The sequence below is a fragment of the Cryobacterium sp. TMT2-4 genome, from assembly GCF_004402575.1.
Lineage (GTDB): Bacteria > Actinomycetota > Actinomycetes > Actinomycetales > Microbacteriaceae > Cryobacterium > Cryobacterium sandaracinum.
The window spans coordinates 38726-62086 of sequence record NZ_SOGE01000006.1; the positions used below are offsets into that span (position 1 = coordinate 38726).

General features: G+C 70.3%; 20 protein-coding genes and 1 pseudogene. 12 read left to right on the plus strand and 9 right to left on the minus strand.

Translation table 11 applies throughout. From position 1 onward, the window contains the following. Positions 1 to 45 precede the first annotated feature (45 nt). The gene (locus E3O54_RS01615) at positions 46 to 1584 is read right to left on the minus strand and encodes an aminopeptidase P family protein (RefSeq protein ID WP_241976712.1); all 1539 of its coding nucleotides are present in this window, start codon (positions 1582 to 1584) and stop codon (positions 46 to 48) included. Between the two features lie 19 nt (positions 1585 to 1603). Next, a complete protein-coding gene (locus E3O54_RS01620) occupies positions 1604 to 1894 on the minus strand; it encodes an endonuclease/exonuclease/phosphatase family protein (RefSeq protein ID WP_134400800.1) in 291 nt (96 codons plus the stop codon). Positions 1895 to 2060: 166 nt separating this feature from the next. On the opposite strand from E3O54_RS01620, the gene E3O54_RS01625 reads away from it, so the two are divergent. Continuing rightward, on the plus strand, positions 2061 to 2930 hold the full coding sequence (locus E3O54_RS01625; RefSeq protein WP_104101046.1) for a PHP domain-containing protein: 870 nt from the start codon (positions 2061 to 2063) through the stop codon (positions 2928 to 2930). A gap of 137 nt (positions 2931 to 3067) precedes the next feature. Here the strand turns inward: E3O54_RS01625 and E3O54_RS01630 are convergent, their stop codons facing one another. Continuing rightward, the gene (locus E3O54_RS01630) at positions 3068 to 4645 is read right to left on the minus strand and encodes a DEAD/DEAH box helicase (RefSeq protein WP_104101047.1); all 1578 of its coding nucleotides are present in this window, start codon (positions 4643 to 4645) and stop codon (positions 3068 to 3070) included. A 207-nt stretch (positions 4646 to 4852) separates the two neighbouring features. Here E3O54_RS01630 and E3O54_RS01635 point away from each other — a divergent pair, with 207 nt between their 5' ends. Then, entirely contained in the window at positions 4853 to 5560 is a 708-nt protein-coding gene (locus E3O54_RS01635) for a ferritin-like fold-containing protein (protein ID WP_241976719.1), read from the plus strand. Between the two features lie 25 nt (positions 5561 to 5585). Here the strand turns inward: E3O54_RS01635 and E3O54_RS01640 are convergent, their stop codons facing one another. Together E3O54_RS01640 and E3O54_RS01645 are read right to left on the minus strand one after the other, a co-directional pair. Then, positions 5586 to 5894, minus strand: a complete 309-nt coding sequence (locus E3O54_RS01640; protein WP_104101049.1) for a hypothetical protein — start codon at positions 5892 to 5894, stop codon at positions 5586 to 5588. A gap of 6 nt (positions 5895 to 5900) precedes the next feature. After that, on the minus strand, positions 5901 to 6125 hold the full coding sequence (locus E3O54_RS01645) for a DUF3107 domain-containing protein (RefSeq protein ID WP_104101050.1): 225 nt from the start codon (positions 6123 to 6125) through the stop codon (positions 5901 to 5903). Positions 6126 to 6223: 98 nt separating this feature from the next. Here E3O54_RS01645 and E3O54_RS01650 point away from each other — a divergent pair, with 98 nt between their 5' ends. Together E3O54_RS01650 and E3O54_RS01655 are read left to right on the plus strand one after the other, a co-directional pair. Continuing rightward, entirely contained in the window at positions 6224 to 9538 is a 3315-nt protein-coding gene (locus E3O54_RS01650; protein ID WP_134400801.1) for an ATP-dependent DNA helicase, read from the plus strand. Continuing rightward, entirely contained in the window at positions 9535 to 12975 is a 3441-nt protein-coding gene (locus E3O54_RS01655) for an ATP-dependent DNA helicase (protein ID WP_134400802.1), read from the plus strand. Before E3O54_RS01650 ends, E3O54_RS01655 begins: the two co-directional genes overlap by 4 nt. A 284-nt stretch (positions 12976 to 13259) precedes the next feature. On the opposite strand, the pseudogene E3O54_RS16725 reads toward E3O54_RS01655, so the two are convergent. Continuing rightward, positions 13260 to 14021, minus strand: a pseudogene (locus E3O54_RS16725) (phosphotransferase); the annotation flags it as partial. 89 nt (positions 14022 to 14110) lie between these two features. Between E3O54_RS16725 and nudC the strand changes: the two are divergent. From nudC to E3O54_RS16160, 4 genes are read left to right on the plus strand one after another with little or no spacing between them, the layout of a single operon-like run. Further along, positions 14111 to 15079 carry an NAD(+) diphosphatase gene (gene nudC, locus E3O54_RS01665; protein ID WP_134342085.1) on the plus strand — a complete coding sequence of 323 codons (969 nt, stop codon included), beginning with the start codon at positions 14111 to 14113 and terminating at the stop codon, positions 15077 to 15079. Continuing rightward, positions 15070 to 16761, plus strand: coding sequence for an ATP-dependent helicase (locus E3O54_RS01670; RefSeq protein ID WP_134400804.1), 1692 nt, complete (start codon positions 15070 to 15072; stop codon positions 16759 to 16761). The genes nudC and E3O54_RS01670 overlap by 10 nt, the downstream gene beginning before the upstream one ends. Positions 16762 to 16786: 25 nt before the next feature. Next, positions 16787 to 17527, plus strand: a complete 741-nt coding sequence (locus E3O54_RS01675; RefSeq protein ID WP_104101056.1) for an SGNH/GDSL hydrolase family protein — start codon at positions 16787 to 16789, stop codon at positions 17525 to 17527. A 9-nt stretch (positions 17528 to 17536) separates the two neighbouring features. Beyond that, positions 17537 to 17701: a hypothetical protein gene (locus tag E3O54_RS16160; protein WP_158250268.1), complete on the plus strand. Its 165-nt coding sequence runs from the start codon at positions 17537 to 17539 to the stop codon at positions 17699 to 17701. A 177-nt stretch (positions 17702 to 17878) separates the two neighbouring features. Here the strand turns inward: E3O54_RS16160 and E3O54_RS01680 are convergent, their stop codons facing one another. Then, on the minus strand, positions 17879 to 18739 hold the full coding sequence (locus E3O54_RS01680) for a TOMM precursor leader peptide-binding protein (RefSeq protein WP_134400805.1): 861 nt from the start codon (positions 18737 to 18739) through the stop codon (positions 17879 to 17881). Positions 18740 to 18873: 134 nt separating this feature from the next. On the opposite strand from E3O54_RS01680, the gene E3O54_RS01685 reads away from it, so the two are divergent. Continuing rightward, positions 18874 to 20433 carry an SDR family oxidoreductase gene (locus tag E3O54_RS01685; protein ID WP_134400806.1) on the plus strand — a complete coding sequence of 520 codons (1560 nt, stop codon included), beginning with the start codon at positions 18874 to 18876 and terminating at the stop codon, positions 20431 to 20433. A 623-nt stretch (positions 20434 to 21056) separates the two neighbouring features. Here the strand turns inward: E3O54_RS01685 and E3O54_RS16165 are convergent. Next, entirely contained in the window at positions 21057 to 21224 is a 168-nt protein-coding gene (locus E3O54_RS16165) for a hypothetical protein (protein ID WP_158252085.1), read from the minus strand. A gap of 107 nt (positions 21225 to 21331) precedes the next feature. After that, positions 21332 to 21610, minus strand: a complete 279-nt coding sequence (locus E3O54_RS01690; protein WP_104101060.1) for a metal-sensitive transcriptional regulator — start codon at positions 21608 to 21610, stop codon at positions 21332 to 21334. Positions 21611 to 21699: 89 nt separating this feature from the next. Here E3O54_RS01690 and E3O54_RS16170 point away from each other — a divergent pair, with 89 nt between their 5' ends. The 3 genes from E3O54_RS16170 to E3O54_RS01700 are packed head-to-tail and all read left to right on the plus strand — an operon-like array spanning position 21700 to position 23344. Next, positions 21700 to 21885: a hypothetical protein gene (locus tag E3O54_RS16170; protein WP_166805184.1), complete on the plus strand. Its 186-nt coding sequence runs from the start codon at positions 21700 to 21702 to the stop codon at positions 21883 to 21885. Next, the gene (locus tag E3O54_RS01695; protein WP_166805185.1) at positions 21882 to 23009 is read left to right on the plus strand and encodes a DUF2207 domain-containing protein; all 1128 of its coding nucleotides are present in this window, start codon (positions 21882 to 21884) and stop codon (positions 23007 to 23009) included. The genes E3O54_RS16170 and E3O54_RS01695 overlap by 4 nt, the downstream gene beginning before the upstream one ends. Then, the gene (locus E3O54_RS01700; RefSeq protein WP_104169961.1) at positions 23009 to 23344 is read left to right on the plus strand and encodes a DUF6804 family protein; all 336 of its coding nucleotides are present in this window, start codon (positions 23009 to 23011) and stop codon (positions 23342 to 23344) included. Before E3O54_RS01695 ends, E3O54_RS01700 begins: the two co-directional genes overlap by 1 nt. Positions 23345 to 23361: the final 17 nt, after the last annotated feature.

Below are 23361 nucleotides of genomic sequence, written 5' to 3' on the forward strand. Positions count from 1 at the left end.
GTTTAACGCGCCGCTAACTCCTCAACTCGACCGGTGGATCGAGGTTTAGGTGGTGAGGGCGGCGATCCAGGCCTCGACCTCCTCGACGGTGCGGGGGATGCCGGCCGACAGGTTCTCCGGGCCGTCCGCGGTGACCAGGATGTCGTCTTCGATCCGCACGCCGATGCCGCGGTACTCCGCAGGCACCGTCAGGTCATCGGGCTGAAAGTAGAGGCCGGGTTCGATCGTGAACACCATTCCGGGCTCGATCACGCCGTCCATGTACATCTCGCGGCGCGCCTGCGCGCAGTCGTGCACGTCGAGGCCGAGGTGGTGGCTGGTGCCGTGCACCATATAGCGGCGGTGGTGGCCGTTGTCGGGCAGCAGGGCTTCCTCGGCGGTGACGGGCAGCATGCCCCATTCGGCCGTGCGGCGCGCGATGACCGCCATCGCCGCGGCGTGCACGTCGCGGAACACGGCGCCGGGACGCGCCATGGCGAACGCGGCATCCGCTGCCTCGCGCACGGCGTCGTAGACACGGCGCTGCACGTCGGTGAAGGTGCCGTTCACCGGGAGGGTGCGGGTGATGTCGGCGGTGTAGTAGCTGTCGACCTCGACGCCGGCGTCGATCAGGATCAGGTCGCCGGGCACGACGGCGCCATCGTTGCGGGTCCAGTGCAGGATGCAGGCGTGAGGGCCGGACGCGGCGATCGTGTCGTAGCCGACCGCGTTGCCGTCGGACCGGGCCCGGGTGTTGAACACGCCCTCAACGAGCCGTTCGCCGCGGTGGTGGGTGCTCGAGCGGGGCAGGTCCCGGATAATGTCCTCGAAGCCGCGGGCCGTGGCGGCGACGGCGAGGCGCATCTGGGCGATCTCGTAGGAGTCCTTGACCAGGCGCAGCTCCGACAGGCAGCGGGCGAACTGCTCGTCGGCGGCATGGTCGCCGTTGATCTCGAGGCTGAACGGCGAGTCGGAGGCGTCGGTCGTGAGCACCTTCTCCGCCGCGAATCGGAGGCGGGCCTCGTCGACCTCGGTGGTGAAGAGCGGGTCGGCCTCCCGCAGCACGAGGCTCTCGGTGTCGATCGTGTTCATGACCAGGGCCAGGTCGGCGATGCCGCGCACCGGCACGCCGAGGTCGGCGGCAACCTGGGCGACCCCGGGGCGTGGGCCGATCCAGAATTCGCCGATATCGGGGTTCGCGTAGAACTCGTCCGAGTCGCGGCCGGCCCGCTCTCGGAAGTAGAGGGTGGCGTCGTGGCCGGTCTCTGTGGGTTCGAGCACCAACACGGCGCCGGGCTCGGCGTCGCTGCCCCAGCCGGTGAGGTGCGCAAAGGCCGAGTGCGCGCGGAACGCGTAGTCGGTGTCGTTGGAGCGTTGCTTGAGACGACCGGCGGGGATGATCAAACGCTGTCCGGGGTGCATTGCGGAAAGGAGTTCGCGGCGGGCGGCCGCGAAGTGCGCCTGCTCGCGGGCGAGCGGTAGCTCTTCGGTGCGCTCGGCCCAGTCGCTGGAGATGTACGCCTTGAACCCGGCCGAACCGGGGGTGGTGGAGCGGTTCTCGTTCGATCGGGGAGCAGGGATCGCGGTTTCGCTGGAAGTGGCCATGGCCCATTGTCCCATTGAGCTAGGAGGTCGGGGCGAGGGCGGCCACGATCGGGCGGTGATCGCTGCCTGCGCCGTCCTCCGCCTCGATCACGCGCAGGCCCTGCACCTGCCAGTTCGCGGTGGCCAACACGTGGTCGATCGGCGAGCCGAGCAGGGCCGGCGCGAAAGTCGGCCAGGTGCCGACGGCGCCCGCACCGGTCGCCGGTCCGGCCTCGTCGCTGACCGTGTAGTCGCCCAGGTCGGAGCTGATCATTAGGGTCGTGGAGCGGGCCTTGGAGATCTGGTCGAAGGCGATGGTGTGTACCCACATCGGACGTCCGCCCTCGCGCATGGCTTCGGCGATGGCCTCACCGGTGGCCTCGGTGGTTTCCGGCAGGGTGACGATGTCGGCGTTCTGGCCGAGGGCGAGTCGGCGATGGCGGCGGCTGGGAACCCCGCGGGACGGTCCGGGTCCGCCGCACGACTAACATGGGGGAATGCTTGGTGCTCGACGATTCCGCGGTCCGATCGACCTGCACACGCATTCGAGCGTGTCGGATGGCACGGAGACCCCGTCGCAGCTCGTGCGGGCCGCCGCCGCGGCCGGCCTGGGCACGGTCGCACTGACCGACCACGATTCGACCGCCGGCTGGGCCGAGGCCGGTGTTGCCGCCCGCACCGCCGGACTCACACTCATCCCCGGCATGGAATTCAGCACCCGGGTGGGCTTCTCCAGCGTGCACCTGCTCGCGTACCTGTTCGACCCGTCCAACGCCGGCATCGTGGCCGAAACCGCCCGGGTGCGGCAGGCCCGGCTGGTGCGCGCCGAGCAGATGGTGGAGCGCATCGGCGTCGACTACGCCTTGACCTGGGAAGACGTGCTCGCACAGACCACGCCGGATGCGACGGTCGGCCGCCCGCATATCGCCGACGCACTGGTGGCCCGCGGGTTCGCGCTCACGCGGAGCGAGGCCTTCGCGGGAATACTGCACTGGGAGGCCGGCTACTACCAGCCCCACTACGCGCCGGACCCGCTGCGGGCCATCACCCTCGTGCGCGCGGCCGGTGGGGTGCCGGTCATCGCACACCCGGCGACGCGCGGGGCGGTCGACGTCATCCCTGAAGCGAAACTGGCCCGGTTGGCCGAGGCCGGCCTTTTCGGGCTCGAACTCGAGCACCGTGAGAACAGGCCCGAGGCGAAGGCCCACCTCTACGCGCTCGCCGAGAAGTACGGACTCTTCGTCACCGGGTCCAGCGACTACCACGGCGAGGGCAAGCCGAACCGCCTGGGCGAGAACACGACGACGCCCGAGGTGCTCGAGCGCATCATCGGACAGGGAACGGGCTCGCCGCCCGTCTACGGCTGACGCCGCCCACCCTAGGGAACCGGGCGCGCGGTCTACCATGCGCCGCGAGCCCTATCGTGAGCCACCGCGGAGTCAAACGAAAAGCGCCCCCGCCGAAGCGGAGGCGCTTACGGCCGAAACTGCCGTGCAGGGGGTGCCTAGCTGGGGGTGCCGGCCTGCGGGGCGTGGCGACGCGTGCGGCTTCGACGCCGCGGGGCGCTGTTGCCGTCGTGGTGCTCGGCGCCGCCGCCGTCGTGAGTGCCGGCGGCCGGGGTGATGACCGGGGCATCCGGGTTGGTGGTCGCGCTGACCCGGGTGCGCGAGCGCGGCGGGCGGCTGCCGGCCAGTTCGCCGGAGTGGCTCGCGCCCGAGCGTGCGGCGTCGGTGTGACCGGCGCCGGAGCGACCGGCGCCCGAGCGCGAGGAGTCGCCACCGGTGCGGCCCCCGCCGGAACGGCCGAAGTCAGAGCGGCCCGAGTCGGAGCGGCCGGCGCCGCCGGTACGGCCTGCGCCACCCGTGCGTGCAGCCGAGGCGGCGGTCTCCCGGATGGGCGAGGCGCGGAGGCGACCCTTCGACCCGGCCGGGATGTTCAGGTCGGCATAGAGGTGCGGCGACGACGAGTAGGTCTCCATCGGAACCGGCGTGCCGAAGTCGAGCGCGTTGTTGATCAGCGTCCACTTGTGCATGTCGTCCCAGTCGACGAACGTGACCGCAATGCCGGTCTTGCCCGCACGGCCGGTGCGTCCTACGCGGTGCAGGTAGGCCTTCTCGTCCTCGGGGATGGTGTGGTTGATCACGTGAGTGACGTCGTCCACGTCGATGCCGCGCGCGGCGACATCCGTGGCGATCAGAATGTCCTTCTTGCCGGCCTTGAAGGAGGCCATGGCGCGTTCACGCTGTTCCTGGTTGAGGTCACCGTGCACGGCCGTGGCGTTGAAGCCGCGATCGCCGAGCTCCTCGACCAGCTTGGCGGCGGCGCGCTTGGTGCGGGTGAAGATCACGGTCTTGCCGCGGCCCTCGGCCATCAGGATGCGGCCGATCACCTCGTCCTTGTCCATGTTGTGTGCGCGGTAGACAAGGTGCTCGATGTTGGCCTGCATCAGGCCCTCGTCGGGGTCGGACGCACGGATGTGGATCGGGCGGTTCATGAACCGGCGCGCCAGGGCGACGATCGGGCCCGGCATCGTGGCCGAGAACAGCATCGTGTGGCGGGTGGGCGGCGTCTGCGAGAACAGCTTCTCGATGTCGGCGAGGAAGCCGAGGTCGAGCATCTTGTCGGCCTCGTCGAGCACCATCTCGCTTACGTTGGCGAGGCTGAGCAGGCGCTGGCTGGCGAGGTCGAGGAGCCGGCCGGGGGTGCCGACGACGATCTGCGCGCCGGCCTTGAGCGCCTCGATCTGACCTTCGTACGCCTTGCCGCCGTAGATGGAGACAACCTTGGTGTTGCGGTTGCTGGAAGCCATCTCGAGGTCTTCGGAGACCTGCACGCACAGCTCGCGGGTCGGGACGACGACGAGTACCTGCACGCCGGGTGCGGGGTCGAGCCCGAGTCGCTGAATGATCGGAAGGCCGAAGCCGAGGGTCTTGCCGGTGCCGGTCTTGGCCTGACCGATGATGTCCTGGCCGCTCAGGGCGAGGGGGATGGTCTGCACCTGGATGGGGAAGGGCTCGATGATGCCTTTATCAGCGAGAGCCTGAACCATGTCCTGGTCGATGTTGAGTTCGGAGAAAGTCACGAATTATTGCCTGTCATTAGCTGGAAGCGGGATGCGCCCGTCTTTTGCTTCGGGCACCTGGCCATCGATCCATGCCGATGGCGTGGTCCCAGCCTATCGGGCGGCCCTGTGAAGTCTCTTATACCGGACCCGGACGCGCCGATTCGCCCAGCATGGGCCGGAACCCGCGGTGGCGGCACGACACTGTTCTAAGCTGGGCCTGTGATCATGTGGACCGATGGGCGCAAGAAGCGCGTGGAGGCACCCCGGCAACCGGCGCGGCGGGCACGTCAGTCGACCACGAAAATGGACATCGCCGGTTTCACGCCGGAGTTGCTGCCCTACTTCGGCCAGGCGGCATACTTCCAACTCGGCATGTTCGAGAACCTCGCCCTGGCCATCGCGATCGCTCCGGACCTCACCGCGAAGGAGGCGCTGAGCGTCGCCGCCGGCCGGGCCCTCGCCAAGCACCAGGGGCTCGTGGCCGAGATCCGCCGCCGCGGCGGTGAGCCGTCCGAGGTGATGGCCCCGTTCGCGCCCCACCTCGACGCGTTCCGCGAGCAGACGGCCGGCGCCGACTGGAACGAACTGCTGCTCAGCTGCTATCTCGCCGGGGGACTGCTCGACGACTTCTTCATCCGGCTGTCCGACGGGCTGCCCGGCGATGTGGGCCCGCGGGTGGCGCACCTGCTCGGCCAGGACGCCGGCACGGAGGTTCTCGTCACCCACCTGAAGGCCGCTATCGGCGCCGCCCCGGCGCTCGGGTCGCACCTGGCCCTGTGGGGACGACGCCTGGTCGGGGACACCCTGCTGGTCGCCCGCTCGGCTCTGCCGATGGAGGGCATCACCGCAGCGGAGTCCCGGATCGAACCCGTGTTCACTGAGCTCATCGCCGCGCACACGCGGCGCATGGACGGACTCGGCCTGACCGCCTGACCGCCGGCCGCACGGGGAGCCTTCGTCACGCGCGGGCCGGGTGCCCGTCGCGCATCAGGGTGTGCAGCATCCGCTCGTCGCCGGCGGTGCGCGTGCGCACCAGGGCCAGGTCGGCTGCGACGGATGCCAGTGCGGTCACCCCGAGGGTGACCCACCAGATCCAGCCACCGTCCAAGGGCGCGCCTAGCCAGCTCAGCGCCACCCAGACGACGGACGCGACCATGGTGCCGATCGCCGGGACGAGGACTGCACCGTGTGCGCGGCGCCCCGGAATGGCATACCGTGCGGCAATCCCCAGAACCGCACCGCCGAGGGCGATGAAGAGCAGTTCCACGGTTGGTCAGGCGACGAAGCCGACGCGGCGGGACTCCTCGGAGCCCAGCTCCACGTACGCGAGCCCGACGGTCGGAACGATGTAGACCTTGCCCTTGCTGTCGGAGAGCTTCAGGTACCCGGTCTGCCCGGCGAGGGCGGCAGCGACCGTTTCCTCGACCTCGTTCGCGGGCTGTGAGGTCTCGAAGCCAATCTCACGGGGAGAATTGAAGATGCCAATGCGGATATCCACCAGATGCGCCTTTCGTTGCCTAAGCGCCCAGATTACGACAGAACCGCGCACCGGGCCGACATCGTTCACTGTCGGCGCAACCCGTTACGTTTGAAAACGTGACAACCCTGGGACTCCCGCTCCGTACCGAGCAAGAAACGGTCGTTCTCGACGACTCGCAACGCGCCGTTCTTGCGCTGGTAGCGCAGCCTGCCCTGCCCGGTGGTCGACGCCACACCTCGGGAGTCAGCGCCTCCGTGATCGGCGCACCCGGCACCGGCAAGACCACCACGCTGGTCGAACTCGTCGCCGAGTGCGTGCGGGGCCACGGGTATTCGCCCAGCGAGGTGCTTGTGCTGGTGCCCACTCGCACGGGAGCGACGGCCCTGCGTGACCGGCTTGCGCTGCGCCTCGGCGTGCCCACCAACGGCCCGCTGGCCCGCACCGCGAACTCGGTCGCGTTCCAGATCGTGCGGGATGCCCTGGCCCGGGCGGGAGGCGCGGCTCCCACCCTGCTCACCGGCGGCGAACAAGACCAGATCATCGCGGAGCTGCTCGAGGGGCACCGGCAGGACCACGCCGAAGCGCAGCAGGCCGAAGCGCAGGGCGGGTCGCAGCACATCGAGTCACACCCTGAGTCGCGGCACGCCGCACCGGACTGGCCCGACAGCCTCGGCGCCGACGTGCGCAGCCTGCGCGGGTTCCGCACGCAGCTGCGCGACCTGATGATGCGCGCCGTCGAATACGGCGTCACCCCGGAGGCGCTCGCGGCTCTCGGCCGCAGCGAGCAGCGCCCGGAGTGGGTGGCCGCGGCCGAGTTCATCCGCGGCTACGACGACGTGAAAGACCAGTCCCGCCCCGGCCAGTACGACTCCACCGAACTGGCCCAGTTCGCCGCGGCCATCGTGGCCCGGGCCCCGGCCGGTTCCGCGGCGCTCGGCTCGCTCGGCAGCCTGCGCCTGATCCTGCTCGACGATGCGCAAGAACTTACCCAGGCCAACCTGACCCTCCTCGCCCAGTTCGCGGCGCGCGGCGTGGGCGTCATTGCGTTCGGCGACCCCGATATCAGCACCGGTTCCTTCCACGGCGCCCACCCGGATGCCCTCGGCCGGCTGGGCGCGTACCTGTCCGGCGCCGTGCTGCCGACCCTGGTTCTCAGCACGGTGTACCGGCACGACGCGGCCATCCGCGGGGTGGTGCGGGGTCTCACGCACCGCATCGGCGCGGCCTCGGCCGGCACGCAACGGTTCGCCGTCGGCGTGGCTGACCCGGCCGCGCAGGCAGTCCAGCCCGGAGGGAAGGCGGACCAGGCCGAGCCTGCCGGGGAGCCGAAACCCGTGCAGACCATGCTCGCGGACAGCCCCGCCGACCAGCTCGCCGTGATCGCCCGCCGGCTGCGGGAGCGGCACGTGCTCGGCGGCATTCCGTGGGGTCAGATGGCGGTCGTCGTGCGCAGCGGCTCGCTCGTGCCCGCCCTGTCCAAGGGGCTCGCCGCGCTCGAGGTGCCCACCCAGGTGTCGTCGGCGCAGACCGCGCTCCGCGACGATTACGCCGTGCGGGCCTTCATCCTCGCGCTCGAGGTGACCCTGGGCCGCACACCCCTGGGGCCCGAGGAGGCGACCCTGCTGCTCCGCGGCCCGCTCGGCGGCCTCGACCCGATCACCCTGCGGCGCCTGCGTGCCGCGCTGCGCCAACAGGAACTCAGCAGTGACCGGAACCGCTCCGCCGACGAGCTCCTGGTGGAGGCCCTCGGCGACCCCGGCCTGTTCGCCGCCATCGACAACCGCACGGCCCGCCGGGCCGCCAGCTGCGGGGAGAGCCTTCGGGCGGCCGCCGTGGAATACGCTGCCGGCGCCACAATCGAGGAACTGCTCTGGGGTCTCTGGCAACGAAGCGGCCTCGCCCGGGAGTGGAAGGACCAGTCCACCGGCACGGGCATCGTCGCCGACGAGGCCAACCACAACCTCGACGCCGTGGTGGAGCTCTTCTCCGCCGCGCAGCGCTACGTGGAGCGCACCCCGACCGCCCCGCCGGTTTTGTTCCTCGAACACCTTGTCGACACCGACGTGCCCGAAGACACCCTCGCCCCGCGCGCGCTGGGCGACGCGGTCATCGTGTCCACCCCGAGCGGCCTGATCGGCCGCGAATTCGACGTCGTCGTCATCGCCGGGGTGCAGGAGAACGTCTGGCCCGACCTGCGCATCCGTGGTTCGCTGCTCGGAGCCGACGACCTGGCCGCGCTCGCCGCCGGCCGGCGCCCGGAGGAGGCCGGCGCCCGCACCACCGTGCTGCACGACGAGCTGCGCATGTTCGCCCAGGCGACCAGCCGCGCCCGCAGCGAACTGCTGGTGACTGCCATCGACAACGAGGAGAACCAGCCGTCGGTCTTTTTACGGCTGCTGCCGAAGCCCGCACCGCGCACGGCTCCGGAGCCCGGCGACATCAGCCGCTACCCGCTCTCCCTGCGCGGCCTGGTGGGCCGGCTCCGCCGGGATTTGACCCGGGGCACCGCGGCCCACGGCGACGAGGCCGCGAGCCGGGCCACGGATGCCGCAGCGACCCTGGCCCGGCTGGCCCGGGAGAACGTGGTCGGTGCCGCCCCCGACCAGTGGTACGGCCTGAACGAGCCCAGCACCGTGCGCCCGCTCAACGACCCGGAGGCCGGCGACGCCCCGGTGCGCGTCTCGCCGTCGCGGATGGCGGCCTTCGAGACCTGCCCGCTGCACTGGGTGATCGGGCAGGTCGGCGGCGGCACGTCCAACACCGCCGCGAACCTCGGCACGATCATCCACAAGGTGATGGAGGACTCCACCACTCATAGCCCCGACGCGCTCTGGAAGGGCGTCGAGGCGCGCTGGGGTGAGCTTCAGTTCGACGCCGACTGGCAGTCCCGGGTGCAGAAAGTCGAGGCGCGCGCGCTGACCGACCGGCTCGCCTCCTACCTGCTCGACTTCGAACACGGCGGTGGCAGCCTGCTCAGCGCGGAGTGCACCTTCCAGATCGACGTCGACGGCGCCGTGCTGTCCGGCACGGTCGACCGGGTCGAGCGGCTCGGCGATGGGCGGGCGGTCATCGTCGACCTGAAGACGGGCCGCGGCGACCCGATCAGCGACGCCGGGGTGGCCCTGCATCCGCAGCTCGGCGCCTACCAGCTCGCGTTCAGCGAGGGTGCCATCGAGGGCATCCCCGCCGGAATGCCGCTCGCCGGCGCTCGCCTCCTGATCGTGTCCAGCGGCACGGTCAAGCAGAATTACCGCAATCCCACCCAGTCCACCTTCACCCCTGAGGAGCTTGCGGCCTTCCGCAGCCGGGTCGGTTGGGACGCCGCCGGCATGGGCGGCGCCACCTTCCTCGCCGAAATCAGTTCCCACTGCCTCGACCCGCGCTCGCACGGGTCCTGCCGAATCCACGTCATCAAGCAGGTCAGCTCATGAACCAGTCCGTCACCCCGCCGCCCATCTCGGCCCGCCAGATCGCTGCGACGCTGGGCATGTTCCCCCCCACGGATGAACAGCAGGCCGTGATCGAGGCGCCGTTGACGCCCACCCTCGTGGTGGCTGGGGCCGGCAGCGGCAAGACCGAGACCATGGCCAACCGGGTGCTCTGGCTGCTCGCCAACGGGCACGCCCGGCCCGACCAGATCCTCGGCCTCACCTTCACCCGCAAGGCCGCCGGCGAACTGTCCGAGCGCATCCGCGACCGCATCGACCAGCTCGACGCGCAGGGGCTGCTGCCGAAGCCGCCGGCGCCCGCGGCGGGGGTGGTCACGATAGATTCCTCCGACCTGTTCAACATGCCCACGGTGTCGACGTACAACTCGTTCGCCAGCCGCCTGTTCACCGACAACGCCCTGCTCCTCGGGCGCGAACCCGAGTCGGTGCTTCTCAGCGAGACCAGCGCCTGGCTGCTGGCCCGCCGAGTGGTGATCGAGCACGGCGACAGCCGGCTCGTACCCTTCGGCAAGAAGCTCGACGCGGTGACGGATGCCGTGCTCGCCTTCAGCCGTTCCCTCGCCGAGAACCCCCCGCCTGTTGTTCCGGGCGTTCCGGCCGCGCCGCACGACCTGACCGGCCTCTCCGCCGGCTTCGGCTATCTGCGAGACCTGCCCTACGGCAACCCGCGCAAAAAGATCCCGTATGCCTCGGTCGCCGAGTCACTCGCGGCGGTGGAGCCGCTGCCGGTTCTGTTCGAGCTCGCCGAACGCTTCGCAGTGGAGAAGCGCCGGCTCGGGCTGATCGAGTTCTCCGACCAGGTGGCTCTCGCCCTGCAGGTCTGCCAGAAGACCCTGCAGGTCGTCGCTCGCTACCGCGACCAGTACCGGGTGGTGCTGCTCGATGAATACCAGGACACCTCGGTGCTGCAGACCGAGCTGCTGCACACCCTCTTCAGCCGGCATCCGGTGATGGCCGTCGGTGACCCGCACCAGTCCATTTACGGCTGGCGCGGGGCCAGCTCGGCGAACCTGCTGGGTTTCTCGCAGAGCTTCGCCGGACTCTCCAACCGCCAGTCGCCGTCGATGAGCCTCTCCGTCACCTGGCGCAACCCGGTCACGGTGCTCGACACCGCGAACGCGCTGGTGGCGCCGCTGAGCGAGGCGCTCCGGGCCCGGCCCGACGGCATCCAGGTCGACACCCTCGCGGTGCCGGCCGGTAAGGCGAACGGGCGGGTCGAGGCGTCGATGCTTGAGACCATCGCCGACGAGGCCCGGGTCGTGGCGGACTGGTTCGCCACGCGCCTCACCAGCGGCACCGACAAGTCCGGCGCGATGCTCTTCCGGGCCCGGCGCGAGATGGAGTTCTTCGCCGAGGTGCTGCGGGAGCAAGGCGTCCGCGCCCACGTGCTCGGCCTCGGCGGCCTGCTCTCCACCCCGGAGGTCACCGACGTCATCTGCGTGCTGCGGGTCGTGCACGATCCCGCCGCCGGCAGCGAACTGGTGCGACTGCTCGCCAGCGGTCGCTACCGGGTCGGCCCCCGCGACCTGCAGCACCTCGCGGCCGTGGCGCGCTGGCTGGCGGCACACGACTGGGCCCAGCAGGCGGTGACACAGGAACTCAAAGACAGGATGCGGGCATCCGTCGCCGTCGACGAGGGCGCGTCGCTCGTCGACGCCCTCGACTTCGTGGCTGCCGCCCCCGAGACCCACGGGCAGCTCGCGGGCTTCAGCGACACCGGCCGGGCCCGGGTGCGGGCCGCCGGCCGCCAGCTGGCCTGGCTGCGCGCGCGGGCCGGCCTGCCGCTGCTGGACTTCGTGCGGCTGATCGAGCAGGAGCTCCTGCTCGACGTGGAACTCGTCGCCAACGAGGCCAACGGCCTGGGCCTCGCGAACCTCTACGCTTTCCACGACACGGTCTCCGCCTTCCTTGCCAGCGACGAGGTCGGCAGCCTCGCCGGTTTCCTGCGCTGGCTGGGCAGGGCCGCCGCCCACGACGACCTGGGCCCGCGGATCGAGCCGGGCGAGAGCGGCACCGTGCAACTGCTCACCATCCACGGGGCCAAGGGGCTCGAGTGGGACTATGTGGCCATCCCCAACCTGACCGAGAAGAGCCTGCCGGCTCAGACCCGGGACGGGGCCGGCTGGCTGAAGTTCGGCGAGCTGCCCTACCCGTTCCGCGGCGACCGGGCCGAGCTGCCCGAGCTCGCCTGGCAGGAGCATGAGACCCAGCTGTCGTTCGACACAGAATTTCAAGCCTACAAAGAGCAGCTCGCCGCCCGCCACGACGACGAGGAGCGGCGCCTGATCTATGTGGCCACGACCCGCGCCCAGGAGGAGCTGCTGCTCACCGGATCGTACTGGGGCGGCGGCAGCACCGTGCGCGCCCCCAGTCGGTACCTCGAAGAGCTCGCCGAGGCCGGGCTGATCGCCGCGCTGCCGGAGGGCAGCGAGCACGACGAGAAACCCGACACCGGGGAGGGCGTCGACGAGCACTGGCCCTTCGACCCGCTCGGCACGCGGCGGCCCCTCGTCGAGGCCGCGGCCGCCCGGGTGCGCGCCGAAGCGCAGAGCGAACGCGACACCCGGTGGTCCCACGCGGTCACCCTGCTGCTCGAGGAACGGATGCTGCGCCTCGCCGGCGCGGGCGCCGTCCCGCTGCCCACGCGCATTCCGGCTTCCCGGTTCAAGGACTACATCGACGACCCGGTGGGGGTGGCCGCCGCCCTGCGCCGCCCCATGCCCGAGCGACCGTACCGGGCCACCCGGCTGGGCACCCTGTTCCACTCCTGGGTGGAACAGCGCGCCGGCGGGGCGTCGGGCGGCGACCTGATCGACGCGGACGAGAGCGAACTGGACCTCGGTGACCAGGGCCCCGACGACCTCGACCTCGACCTCGACCAGAACCAGCCGCTGGAGCAGGCCCAGCTCGAACGGCTGCAGCGCACCTTCGAGCACTCGCCGTGGGCGTCGGTGCAGCCCGAAGAGGTCGAGATCGAGATCCACCACGTGCTGGCCGGGCAGGTCTTCGTGTGCAAGCTCGACGCGGTCTACCGCACCGAGACGGGCTACCAGGTCGTCGACTGGAAGACCGGCCGGGCGCCTTCGAACGCCGCGGACCTCGAGCTCAAGCAGACCCAGCTGGCCCTGTACCGGCTCGCCTATGCGCGCTGGAAGGGCATCGACCCGGAGATCGTCGACGCGGTGTTCTACTTCGTCGCGGACGACACGATCGTCGCCCCCGACCGGCTCTACTCCGAGGAGGACCTGGTGCGGGCCTGGTCGTCCGTTCGACTGAAGGCGGTATCGCCCACGGTGTCGAGCGCGCCGGTGGTGGCATCGTCGGCCGATGACGATGACGATGACGACGAGCCTGGACCCGAACCGGAGCCGGTCTCGTCGTCGTCCTCGAACTCGCCGCCGAACTCCGACAGGTTGTAGGCGTCGGTGTGCATGGAACCACCCAGGTCGCGGCGGGGGATGCCGCGCGGTGTGGACTTGAGCATGCTCTCCACCCCGGCAACATCGAGGATCGGGCCGGTGGCCGGTGACAACGGATGCGACGTAGCCTGGTGCACGTTGTCCACCAGACCGTCGAGCATGGCCACGGCGTCGTCGACGATCCCCTGGCTGCGCGTGTCCGTGCCGTGCAGCAGCCAGCGGGCCAGCTCCAGCTCGGCGTAGAGCATCGCGCGCTGCGTGATCCTCGGGTCGTTGCCCTGGCGGGCCGACGCGTACGACGCGACGGCGGTCTCGCCGGCCGCCCCGCGGGAGGAAAGCAGCCAGTGCAGGTCGCGGGCCGGGTCGCCCACGCTCAGGGCGGACCAGCCGAGAACCCCGGAGACGGAGTCGTCGGTGATCAGGAACGAGTCAGCCGACAACGACCCGTGCACCACGCAGGGCGCGAACTGCCAGAGCCCGTCGTCGTCGGTGGCCTGTTCCCAGCGGCGCAGGATCGCGGCGGGCAGGTAGCCGGTGGTGGCCGCCCGGTCGATCAAGGTGATGGTTCCGGTACGGCATTCCTGAGCGCTCTGCTGAGGCAACCCGGCGGTGCCGACGAAGGCCGTCGGCAGTGAGTGCACCGCGGCGATGGCGCGGCCGATCGAACCGGACACGCCCGCGTGGCCGGTGAGGGCATCCGCGTCGAAGGAATCGCCCTCCAAAAACTCGTAGACGACGGCCCGGGTGCCGCTGAGCGGCGCCTGGCCCACGAACTGCGGCACGTCGAAGGGGAGCCGGCTGCGGTTGCCGACGGTGAGCGCGCGCAGGGCTACCAGATCGGCGGACTGCTCGGTTTCGGCGGCCTGCGAGGCGGGGACCCGGATGATGAGGGCACGGTCGTCGCGGTCGATCAGCAGTGCGGATTCGAACGCGCCGCTGGCTCCTCGAGAACGCGCGACGGTGCCGTGCAGACGCACCTGGACGACGTCGAGACCGGGGACGGCGGCAGTGGCCAGCGCGGCTAGAGTGAGAGGGGATCTGACCATACTTCTAGGTTAGGTCGACTTCCCCTCGGCGCGGTTGTTCGCCACGCCTCGACACAACTTCGGCAGTCTGTCCGAGACCGAGGAGCACCATGTCGTTTGCGTTCACCTCCCGTCTGCCGCTTTCCCGTCACGCGGTCGACCGTGACGGCGAGGCGCGCGCCACCCCCGGGTTGCTCAACACGCTGCAGACGGATGCCGGCACGCGCCTGCTCGTGCTGTGGCGAGGCTCCGCGCTGATGGAGGCCGCCGCCCCCGCCCGACTGCGCCTGCTGGCTCCCGACCGAGTTCCCGCCGGCGAGTTCCGGCTCTACCTCGGCCGTTCCCTGGCCGAAGATGCGCCGGAGCCCGTGGGCACCCCGCTGGTCGCGGCCGTGCTGACCGACGAGGAGGCCCTGGCGCTCGAACCCGACGAGTCCCTCTGGGTGTCCCTGCGCCCTGTGGCGACCACCCTGTCCGACCGCGACGCGGGACTGTTCACCGAGACGCTCGGCGTCGTGAACTGGCACGACTCCCACGCCCACTGCCCGCGCTGCGGCACGGCCACCCTGATCGAGAACGCCGGTTGGACGAGGCGCTGCCCCGACTGCGGCGGCCAGGTGTTCCCGCGCACCGACCCGGCCGTGATCGTGCTGATCACCGACGCCGACGACCGCATCCTGCTCGGCTCGAACGCCCTCTGGGAGGGCAACCGCTACTCGCTCCTGGCCGGTTTCGTCGAACCGGGCGAGTCGCTCGAGGCGGCCGTCATCCGGGAGATGTTCGAGGAATCCGGCCTGCGCGTGGCCGACCCGGTCTACCTCGGCTCCCAGCCGTGGCCGTTCCCGGCCTCGATCATGTTCGGCTTCACGGCCCGGCTCGCCGACGGCCAGGCTCCGGCGGCCCTGCTCCCCGACGGGGAGGAGATCCTCGACCTGCGCTGGTTCAGCCGCGACGAGCTACGGGCCTCCGGCGACGTCATCATCCTGCCCGGCCGTTCCTCGATCGCCCGGGCGATCATCGAGCACTGGCTCGGCGAACCCCTCGACTTCGGCCCCGACAAGGTGCACGGATGGCGCTGACCGCCGGTTCCCTGCTGGCCGGCCTCGACGACCAGCAGCGGGTGGCGGCCGAGGCGCTCGTGGGTCCGGTGTGCATGCTCGCCGGCGCCGGCACCGGCAAGACCCGGGCCATCACCCACCGCATCGCCTACGGCGTGATGACCGGCGCGTACTCGCCGAACCGGGTGATGGCCCTCACCTTCACGGCGCGCGCCGCCGCGGAGCTGCGCGGCCGGCTGCGCCAACTCGGCGCCGGGGGCGTCGCCGCCCGCACGTTCCACTCGGCGGCCCTGTCGCAGCTGAACTATTTCTGGCCGCACGTCGTCGGCGGCCAGGCGCCCCGCATCCTCGACGGCAAGGGCCGTCTGCTCGGGCACGCCGCCGAAACCCTGAAGCTCAAGCTGGACACGGCCACCCTGCGCGACCTGGCCGCGGAGATCGAGTGGCGAAAGACCTCCGGAATCGGCATTGAGGCGTATGGGGCCGGCATCGCCAAGCGCAGCCTGCCCGGCCGGCTCGACGTGGACCAGGTGCTGGCCATGATGGAGTCCTACGAGCGCCTCAAGGACGACCGCAAGCAGATCGACTTCGAGGATGTGCTCCTGGCGATGGCCGGGATGATCGAGGCCGAGCCATCCGTCGCCCTACAGGTGCGCGAGCAGTACCGTTTCTTCGTCGTCGACGAATACCAGGACGTCTCCCCGCTTCAGCACGACCTGCTCTCGCTCTGGCTGGGCCAGCGCCGCGACCTCTGCGTCGTCGGGGACGCCAGCCAGACCATCTACTCCTTCGCGGGCGCCCGCAGCGACTACCTGCTCGACTTCCCCAAGCGGTGGGAGGACGCCACCGTCGTGCGCCTCGAGCAGAACTACCGGTCGACGGGGTCGATCGTCGCCACGGCCAACCAGCTCATGCGCGGGCGGACCGGCGCCCTCACCCTGCGCGCCCACGCCAGCGAAATCGGCACCGAGCCGGGTGTGCGCGAATACCCGAACGACATGGCCGAGGCCCGCGGCGTCGCCCAGAACATCGTCGAGCTGATCGAGGGCGGCACCCGCCCGGAGGACATCGCCGTGCTGTTCCGGGTGAACGTGCAAGCCGCCTTCCTCGAAACTGCCCTCGGCGACGTCGGGGTGAGCTACCAGATCCGCGGGTCGAAGCGCTTCTTCGACCTGGCCGAGGTCAAGCAGGCGGTGATGCAGCTGCGCGCGGCATCCGTCTCGATCATCGGCGAACCGCTGTTCAAATCCGTCAGTGACGTGCTGCGCTCCCTCGGCTGGAGCCAGAGTGCGCCGGAGGCCCAGGGCGCGGTGCGCGACCGGTGGGAGTCGCTTAACGCGATCATGGGCCTCGTCGACCAGGCAGCCCCGGAGACCACATTCCGCCAGTTCACCGACGAGCTGATGGAGCGCCAGGCCGGCCAGCACGAACCCACGGTGTCCGCGGTGACCCTGGCGACGCTGCACTCGGCGAAGGGCCTCGAATGGGACGCCGTCTTCCTGATCGGTCTGTCCGAGGGACTCGTGCCGATCAGCTACGCAGGCACTTTCGAGCAGATCGACGAGGAACGCCGGCTGCTCTACGTGGGCATCACCCGGGCACGCAAACGGCTGTCCCTGAGCTGGTCTGCTGCGGGCCACCAGCAGCGCAGCCCCAGAGAGCGTTCCCGGTTCCTGTCCGAGATCGGCGCCCGCGGCTCCTGAGACCGGCGCGGGGTAGCCTCGGGGCGTGCCCACTTTTCCGTTCACCCGCCTGGCTGCGGTGCCCTACGCGCCATTGCTGGTGACGCAGGCACGCCGGCTGCGCCGCGACACGCCCCGGTTGCCCGACGCCGCCCTCCCGTGGACCGGTTCCCGGCCCGGCCCCGACCCGCTGCGCATCCTCGTGCTCGGCGACTCGACCGCCGCCGGCGTGGGCGCCGAGACCCAAAGCGAGGCCCTTCCGGGCTGGATCGCCCACGAGGTGGCCGAGCGCTGGGGCCGCGGCAGCACGTGGCGGGCGATCGGTGAGAACGGCGCCACGGCCCGGGACGTGCGCGAGCGCTTCCTGACGGACGCCGCCGCCGTGCCCTTCGACCTGGCCCTGCTGACCATCGGCGCGAACGATGCGCTGGGGCTGCGCTCCCGAAACGCCTTCACGAACGATGTGCGTCGAATCGTGCTCGCCCTGCGGGCCGCGGCGCCGCAGGCGGCCGTGCTCGTGTCGCTGATGCCGCGCTTCGACCGCTTCGCGCTGCTGCCCGAACCCCTGCGCGCCACCCTCGCGCGGCACGCCGCGAGCCTCGACACCGGCGCCCGCCTGGCCGTCGAGGGTCTCGACGGGGTCGTCGCGATCCCGACCCCGCCGCCCTACGTCGAGGGCTTCTTCGCCAGCGACGAGTTCCACCCGAGCGCGCGCGGCTACCGCCTCTGGGCCCGGTTCGTCTTCGACTCCGCGCCCGGCCTCCGACTCGACCGCCCGGTCGGCTGAGAGCACCTGATGGCCCTGCTCCGTAGCCTGGACGAGGTTGTCGCGGTCGTCCGGGCGGTCGAACTCGAACGCACCCGGCAGGCGACGGATGCCGGCTCGCGCACCCTCGTCGGCCTGGCCGGCGCCCCGGGATCGGAAAGTCGACCGTGGGGGAGGCGCTGGTCGCCCGGCTGAACGCCGGCGCCTCGTGGTGGTGGAGGGCAACTACCTGCTGCACGGCGAGGGCGGTTGGGCCGAAGCCCGGCCGCTGCTCGACCTGACCCTGGTCGTGGGGCTGGAGTGGGGCATCCGGCTCGCCCGAGCCTGATCTGGGCCCCGGTCTGCGACCGGGTCTGACCTGGACCTGTCCGTTCAGTCGCGGACGGGGCGCCCGGCCCCGGGCAGCGCGGTCACGTTCCCGGGAACGGTGCGGCAGCCGCACGACTCATGCGGCCGGTAGCCACGACGTTTGAGGGTGCCGGACGCCACGTCGAAGATGAGCGCGGTCTCCGTGAGGGTGGACCGCCCGAGGACCAGCCGGTCGTGGCCGATCCCGGCGACGAGGGCGGCCACATCGATGCCGGCCCGCGGGGTCTCCGTGGGTGCCCGGCGGCTGAGCAGCTGGCAGGCCAGGGCGGCCCACGACGGGTCGGAATCCATGTGCGCCAGCTCCAGACAGTACAGGCAGGGGCCGACCCCCGGCTCGACCAGGGGTCCGATCCGCACCTCGCTGTCGCTGAAGACCACGGGCAGGTGCGGGATGTCCCGGCGCAGCCAGCGCCCGTGCCGCTCCGGTTCCAGGGCGTAGTGACCCAGGACCACGGCCAGCCCGGTGCCGGGGTTGTCGGTCTTGGCCAGGGTCAGACCCAGGGTGCCGATCAGGGTGCGGATCAGGTCCGCCGTGAGCCCGCACCCGTCGACGCAGATTCTGGGCGGCGGTGCCACGGCGACCGGTTCGGGCATCCGGGCCGGGCCCGGAACATTCTCGGCGGTGACCAGAAGAGCCGGCCGCAGGGCGCGGAGCAGCGCCAGGATGGCCTCGTCGGAGGCCCCGCCCTCCCGCCCGATCATCAGTGCTCCGGAGCGGGGCACCCCCACGAACAGGGCCGCGAGCACCCGCTCGAGTCCCGGGCTCAGGGCGGTGATCACGACCAACGGGTGGTCGACGCCGACCTGGATGATGTCGGGCGAGCGCCAGACGACCGGATACCGGGGATCGAGTCGGAGTGTCATTCGGCGATGATGCCGCACTCTGCGCGCGCCCGCGCGAGTCATCCACAGCCCTGGCCCACAGCCGCAGCTCGGCACGGCGCGGCTGTTTGCCCGATCCTCGGCGTCAGTCCAGCATCCGCCCCTAGGCTTTCGCTATGACGACGCAACGACGTGTACTTGTGACCGGCGCTACCGGGTATATCGGCGGCCGGCTCGTTCCCCTGCTGCTGGAAGCCGGCTACGCCGTGCGCGTGCTCGTGCGCACACCCCAGAAGCTGAAAGATGTCCCGTGGGTCGAACAGGTGGAGGTCGCCGAGGGTGACCTCGGGGACCTGGCCAGTGTGCGATCCGCCGTCATCGGGGTTGATGTGCTCTATTACCTGGTGCACTCGATGGGCACCCGCGGCGACTTCGAGAGCACGGAACGCCTCGCGGCCACGAATGTGGCTACGGCCGCCGCCGCGGCCGGCGTCTCCCGCATCGTCTACCTGGGCGGGCTGCACCCGGACACCGAGGAGCTGTCCCAGCACCTGCGCTCCCGGGCAGAGGTCGGCCGCATTCTGGTGGAGTCCGGTGTGCCGACAGCAGCCCTCCAGGCCGGGGTGGTCATCGGGTCCGGCTCCACGTCGTTCGAGATGATCCGGCACCTGACCGACGTTTTGCCGTACATGCCGGCGCCGCAGTGGGTGCGCAACAAGATCCAGCCGATCGCCGTGCGTGACGTGCTCTACTACCTCGTCGCGTCGGCGGAGCTCCCCGCCGACGTCAACCGCACCTTCGACATCGGCGGCCCCGACGTGCTGCGTTACGGCCAGATGATGAACGGGTATGCCCTCGAGGCCGGCCTGCGCCAGCGCCCCATCGCGTCCCTGCCCGTGTTCACGCCCTGGCTCGCATCGCAGTGGGTCAATTTGGTCACGCCCATCCCGCGCAGCCTGGCCGTGCCCATCATCGCAAGTCTGCAAAACGACTGTGTGGTGCACGAGCGCGACATCGACCAGTACATTCCCCAACCGAAAGAGGGCCTCACCGGGTATCGCACCGCCGTGCGCCTGGCTCTCGGTCGCATGCGCGACGGCGACGTCGAGACCAGCTGGCGGAACGCGTCGATCGCGGGCGCGTCGAGCAACCCGCTGCCCAGCGACCCCGAATGGGCCGGGCACCTCGTCTACACCGACCTCAAGGAAAAGCACACCGCCGCGAAGCCGGAAGCCCTGTGGCGCGTGATCGAGAGCATCGGCGGTGACAACGGCTGGTACTCATTCCCGCTGGCCTGGGCCATCCGCGGCTGGATGGACAAGCTCGTCGGCGGGGTCGGCCTGCGCCGCGGCCGTCGTAACCCCGACCACCTGCATACGGGCGACGTGCTGGACTTCTGGCGGGTCGAACGCATTGACACCGGCCGGTTCCTGCGTCTCCGTGCCGAGATGCGCGTTCCCGGCCGGGCGTGGCTGGAGATGACGGCGGATCCGGCGCCGGGCGGCGGCTCCGTGTACCGTCAGCGCGCCGTCTTCTTCCCGCGGGGACTGGGCGGTCGGCTGTACTGGTTCGCGATCCTGCCCTTCCACGGCGTCATCTTCACCGGCATGGCCAACCGGATCACGGCGGCCGCCGTAGGGGAGGCTGCCGTGGAGGTGGCCGTGACGAACGCGAACGCCACGACTGCCCCGGATGCCCCCGGATCGGGCCGGCCGGTCGCCGAGCGCGCCGCCTGAGCGGTGAGTTCACCGAGGTTGACCTGACCGGGCTCTGACCTGACCGGGCTCTGACCTGACCGGGCTCTGACCCGACCGGGCCCTGACCTGACCCGGCCCTCGACGCGGTATGAAACCGCGTTCCAACCGCCCGGTTTTCCGAGTCCGAGGCCCTGGAGCCACTCAGCCCGAACGGAGTCGACGGCGATTCTGGCGCCCCGAACGCTTACGTCGGTCAGGCCCGGCTGAGCCCGCGCGTGTGGCCAACTCAGGACATCCGCCGCCTGGGTCCGCCAGCCGCCGCAGACTAGTGCGGAACCAGCGCGGATGCCCGGCATGCCCCGAGCGGATCTCCTGAGTTGGCCACACCATCTGCCGGATACCAAACGGTGATCGCTGGAGGCGCCGCATGACTCGTGCGGCTCGGGCCTTGACCAGGGCACTCGCCGCCTCGCCGGTGATGACCCGCGTGCACGCGGTGCCGTCGGACCCGATCGTGTGCGCGCGACGCCGCGGAGCGATGAGGACTCACTCAGGGGCCGGTGCGGTCACGGCGAGGCACTATGGAAGAGTTGCGAGCAACGCGATGCCGATCCAGCAGATTTGATGTGGGGCGAGTCTGCGCAGTGGCTCGGGCGCAGTGGCTAGTGCGTGGGAAGGTGCGCAGAGATCTGCTCGTCGGGCTCGAGTTCCAGCTGGCGCTCACGGAAGAGATTGAGCTGGCGCTGGCGGTATTCGCCGACCAGATTCGTGATGTCGTGGTGTTCGGTGTGGCCGGGAAGGTTGGGCAGGGATGCAGATTCTGAAGTCAATGGGAAAACCAATTCGTCTCGGGGGAACGACCGATGCCCGGATTTGGAGCATTCAGAGACGCTAATTGATTCCACCGGTGATGTCAACGCGGCGGGTGCCGCCGGCTTCAGCCTCGGTTGTTGTTGAGTTCGAAGACCTTGAGCAGCTCCGCGATGGCGGTCCCCCGAGCCTCGCCCCCGGCCTCGAACATCTCGGTCACGTGGGTTTGCAGGTGATTGTCCACCAGGAGCTTGTTGAGCGAGCCGAGCGACTTCTGGATTGACAGGGACTGCGTGAGGATGTCGATGCAGTAATCCTCGTTCTCGATCATCTTCTCCAAACCACGCATCTGACCCTCGAGGATGCGGGCACGGTGTAGGGCACGCCGTTTGATGTCGTCAATCATGGGTCTACAGTACCGCGATTTCACATACCCCGGAGGGGTATACTGTCGTCTGCCAGCGACGTCACCATCGTGTGCGACCACCAGGCACCATGCCCGACGTCATCCGGCTGTCCCGACGCACCCTGCGCGTGATCAGGGGTACCCTGGTTTGCACCTTCTGCTACGGCCGGGCGGTGCTGCCGCTGGCCGTGTTCAACCAGATCAACCCGTTGATCTCCGCCGCATTGGTGGTGTTCTCCAGCCTGTTCGTGGTGCTCAACAGCCTGCGCCGGTGACGATCGCCACCGATGTCTCCGTGAATGGCGCGCAGACCTATGTCATCACCTGCGAACAGGTCGACGTCACGCTCGACGTCACCGCCGGGGCACTTGGCTCGGCCGAGGGGCTCACTCTGGCCGTCGGGTTCGAACCTGGCACCTTCGTGCCCCGCGACCAGTCGTTCACGGCGAACCCTTTCCCGGGTATCGGCCTCGCAGCGGCCCTGATCGGCCTGCTCGGCGCCGGTCTCGCCGTCGCCTCCCGGGCCACCCGCTGGCGGAACGCACCGGGTCGGCCGACCGTCGTCGCCGAGTACCTGTGGCCGCAGGGCGTCAACCTGCTCGTGGCGGGAAACGTGATGCGCACGAGCGCCAAGGCCATGACCGCCCAGTTGCTCAGCTTCGCTGTGCGTGGCAATGTGCGGGTCCTGGAGGGGGAGGGCACAAAGCACTACCTGCTCGAGCTGTTGCACACCAGAGACCTCGACCCGGCCGAGCAGGCGGTGCTCCGGCTGCTGTTCCCGGGGCTGCACGCGGGCACGAGCCGCGACCTCAAGACGAAGGACACCAAGCTGGGCGCCGGGCTGGCCAAGCAGCTCCAGGCGGTCACCGAGCAGGTGCTGACCGACGGGCTGCGGGAGAGGAAGGGTGGCCGGCTGCTCCGTTGGCTGCTCGTCGGCGCTGTGCTCACCGGCATTCTGACTCTGGTCGGCGTGAAGCTGTACATCGATATAGCCCGGGCCGAACGGCTGCGAGTGCTGCAGAGTCCCGAGGGAGCGCTGAGGTCGCCCTACCGGCCGGACCCGGCATCCGTTCTCGGCCTGCCCGATCCGGGGCAGCCGGGGCAGGTGCTGAAGCTCTATGAGCACCTGCTGCCGTTCGCGGTGCTGTTCGGTCAGGAGAAGGAGTGGGCCCAGGTTCTCGGTGACCACTACGCCCGGAGTGACGCGCAGCCGGACTGGTACGCTGGGTTCGCTCCGTTCAACCCGGTCTGGTTCGCCGCCGGGTTGAGCTCGTTCACGAGCTCCACCTCGGCCTCCTGGTCGGGAAGCGCGTCGAGTTCCTCCAGTTCCGGTTCGGGTGGAGGTGGCTCGGTCGGCGGCGGTGGAGACGGCGGCGGAGGAGGAGGAGGAGGCGTCTGATGGGCACCCCGGTCGAACCCACAGTCACACGTTCCGCTCTGGCCCCCGGTCTGCTCGGGGCGGTCATCCTGCTCGGCGGGCTCGCGCTGCTGGACTCCGAAAGCTTCATCATCATCCGTTACGCGGTCAGCATCCTCGCGATGATCCTCTGCGTCTTCGCCATCCAGGCGAAGGCCTGGCTGTGGTTGATCGGTCTCGTGCCGATCGCGGTGCTCTGGAACCCGATCGTGGTCATCGACCTATCCGGCCGGGGCTGGGTGTCCGCCCAGTTCATCGCCGCGCTGGTCTTCATCCTCGTCGGGGTCGTCACCAAGGTGCCGGTGCATCGGGATTGACCAGCGGGCGTAGACTG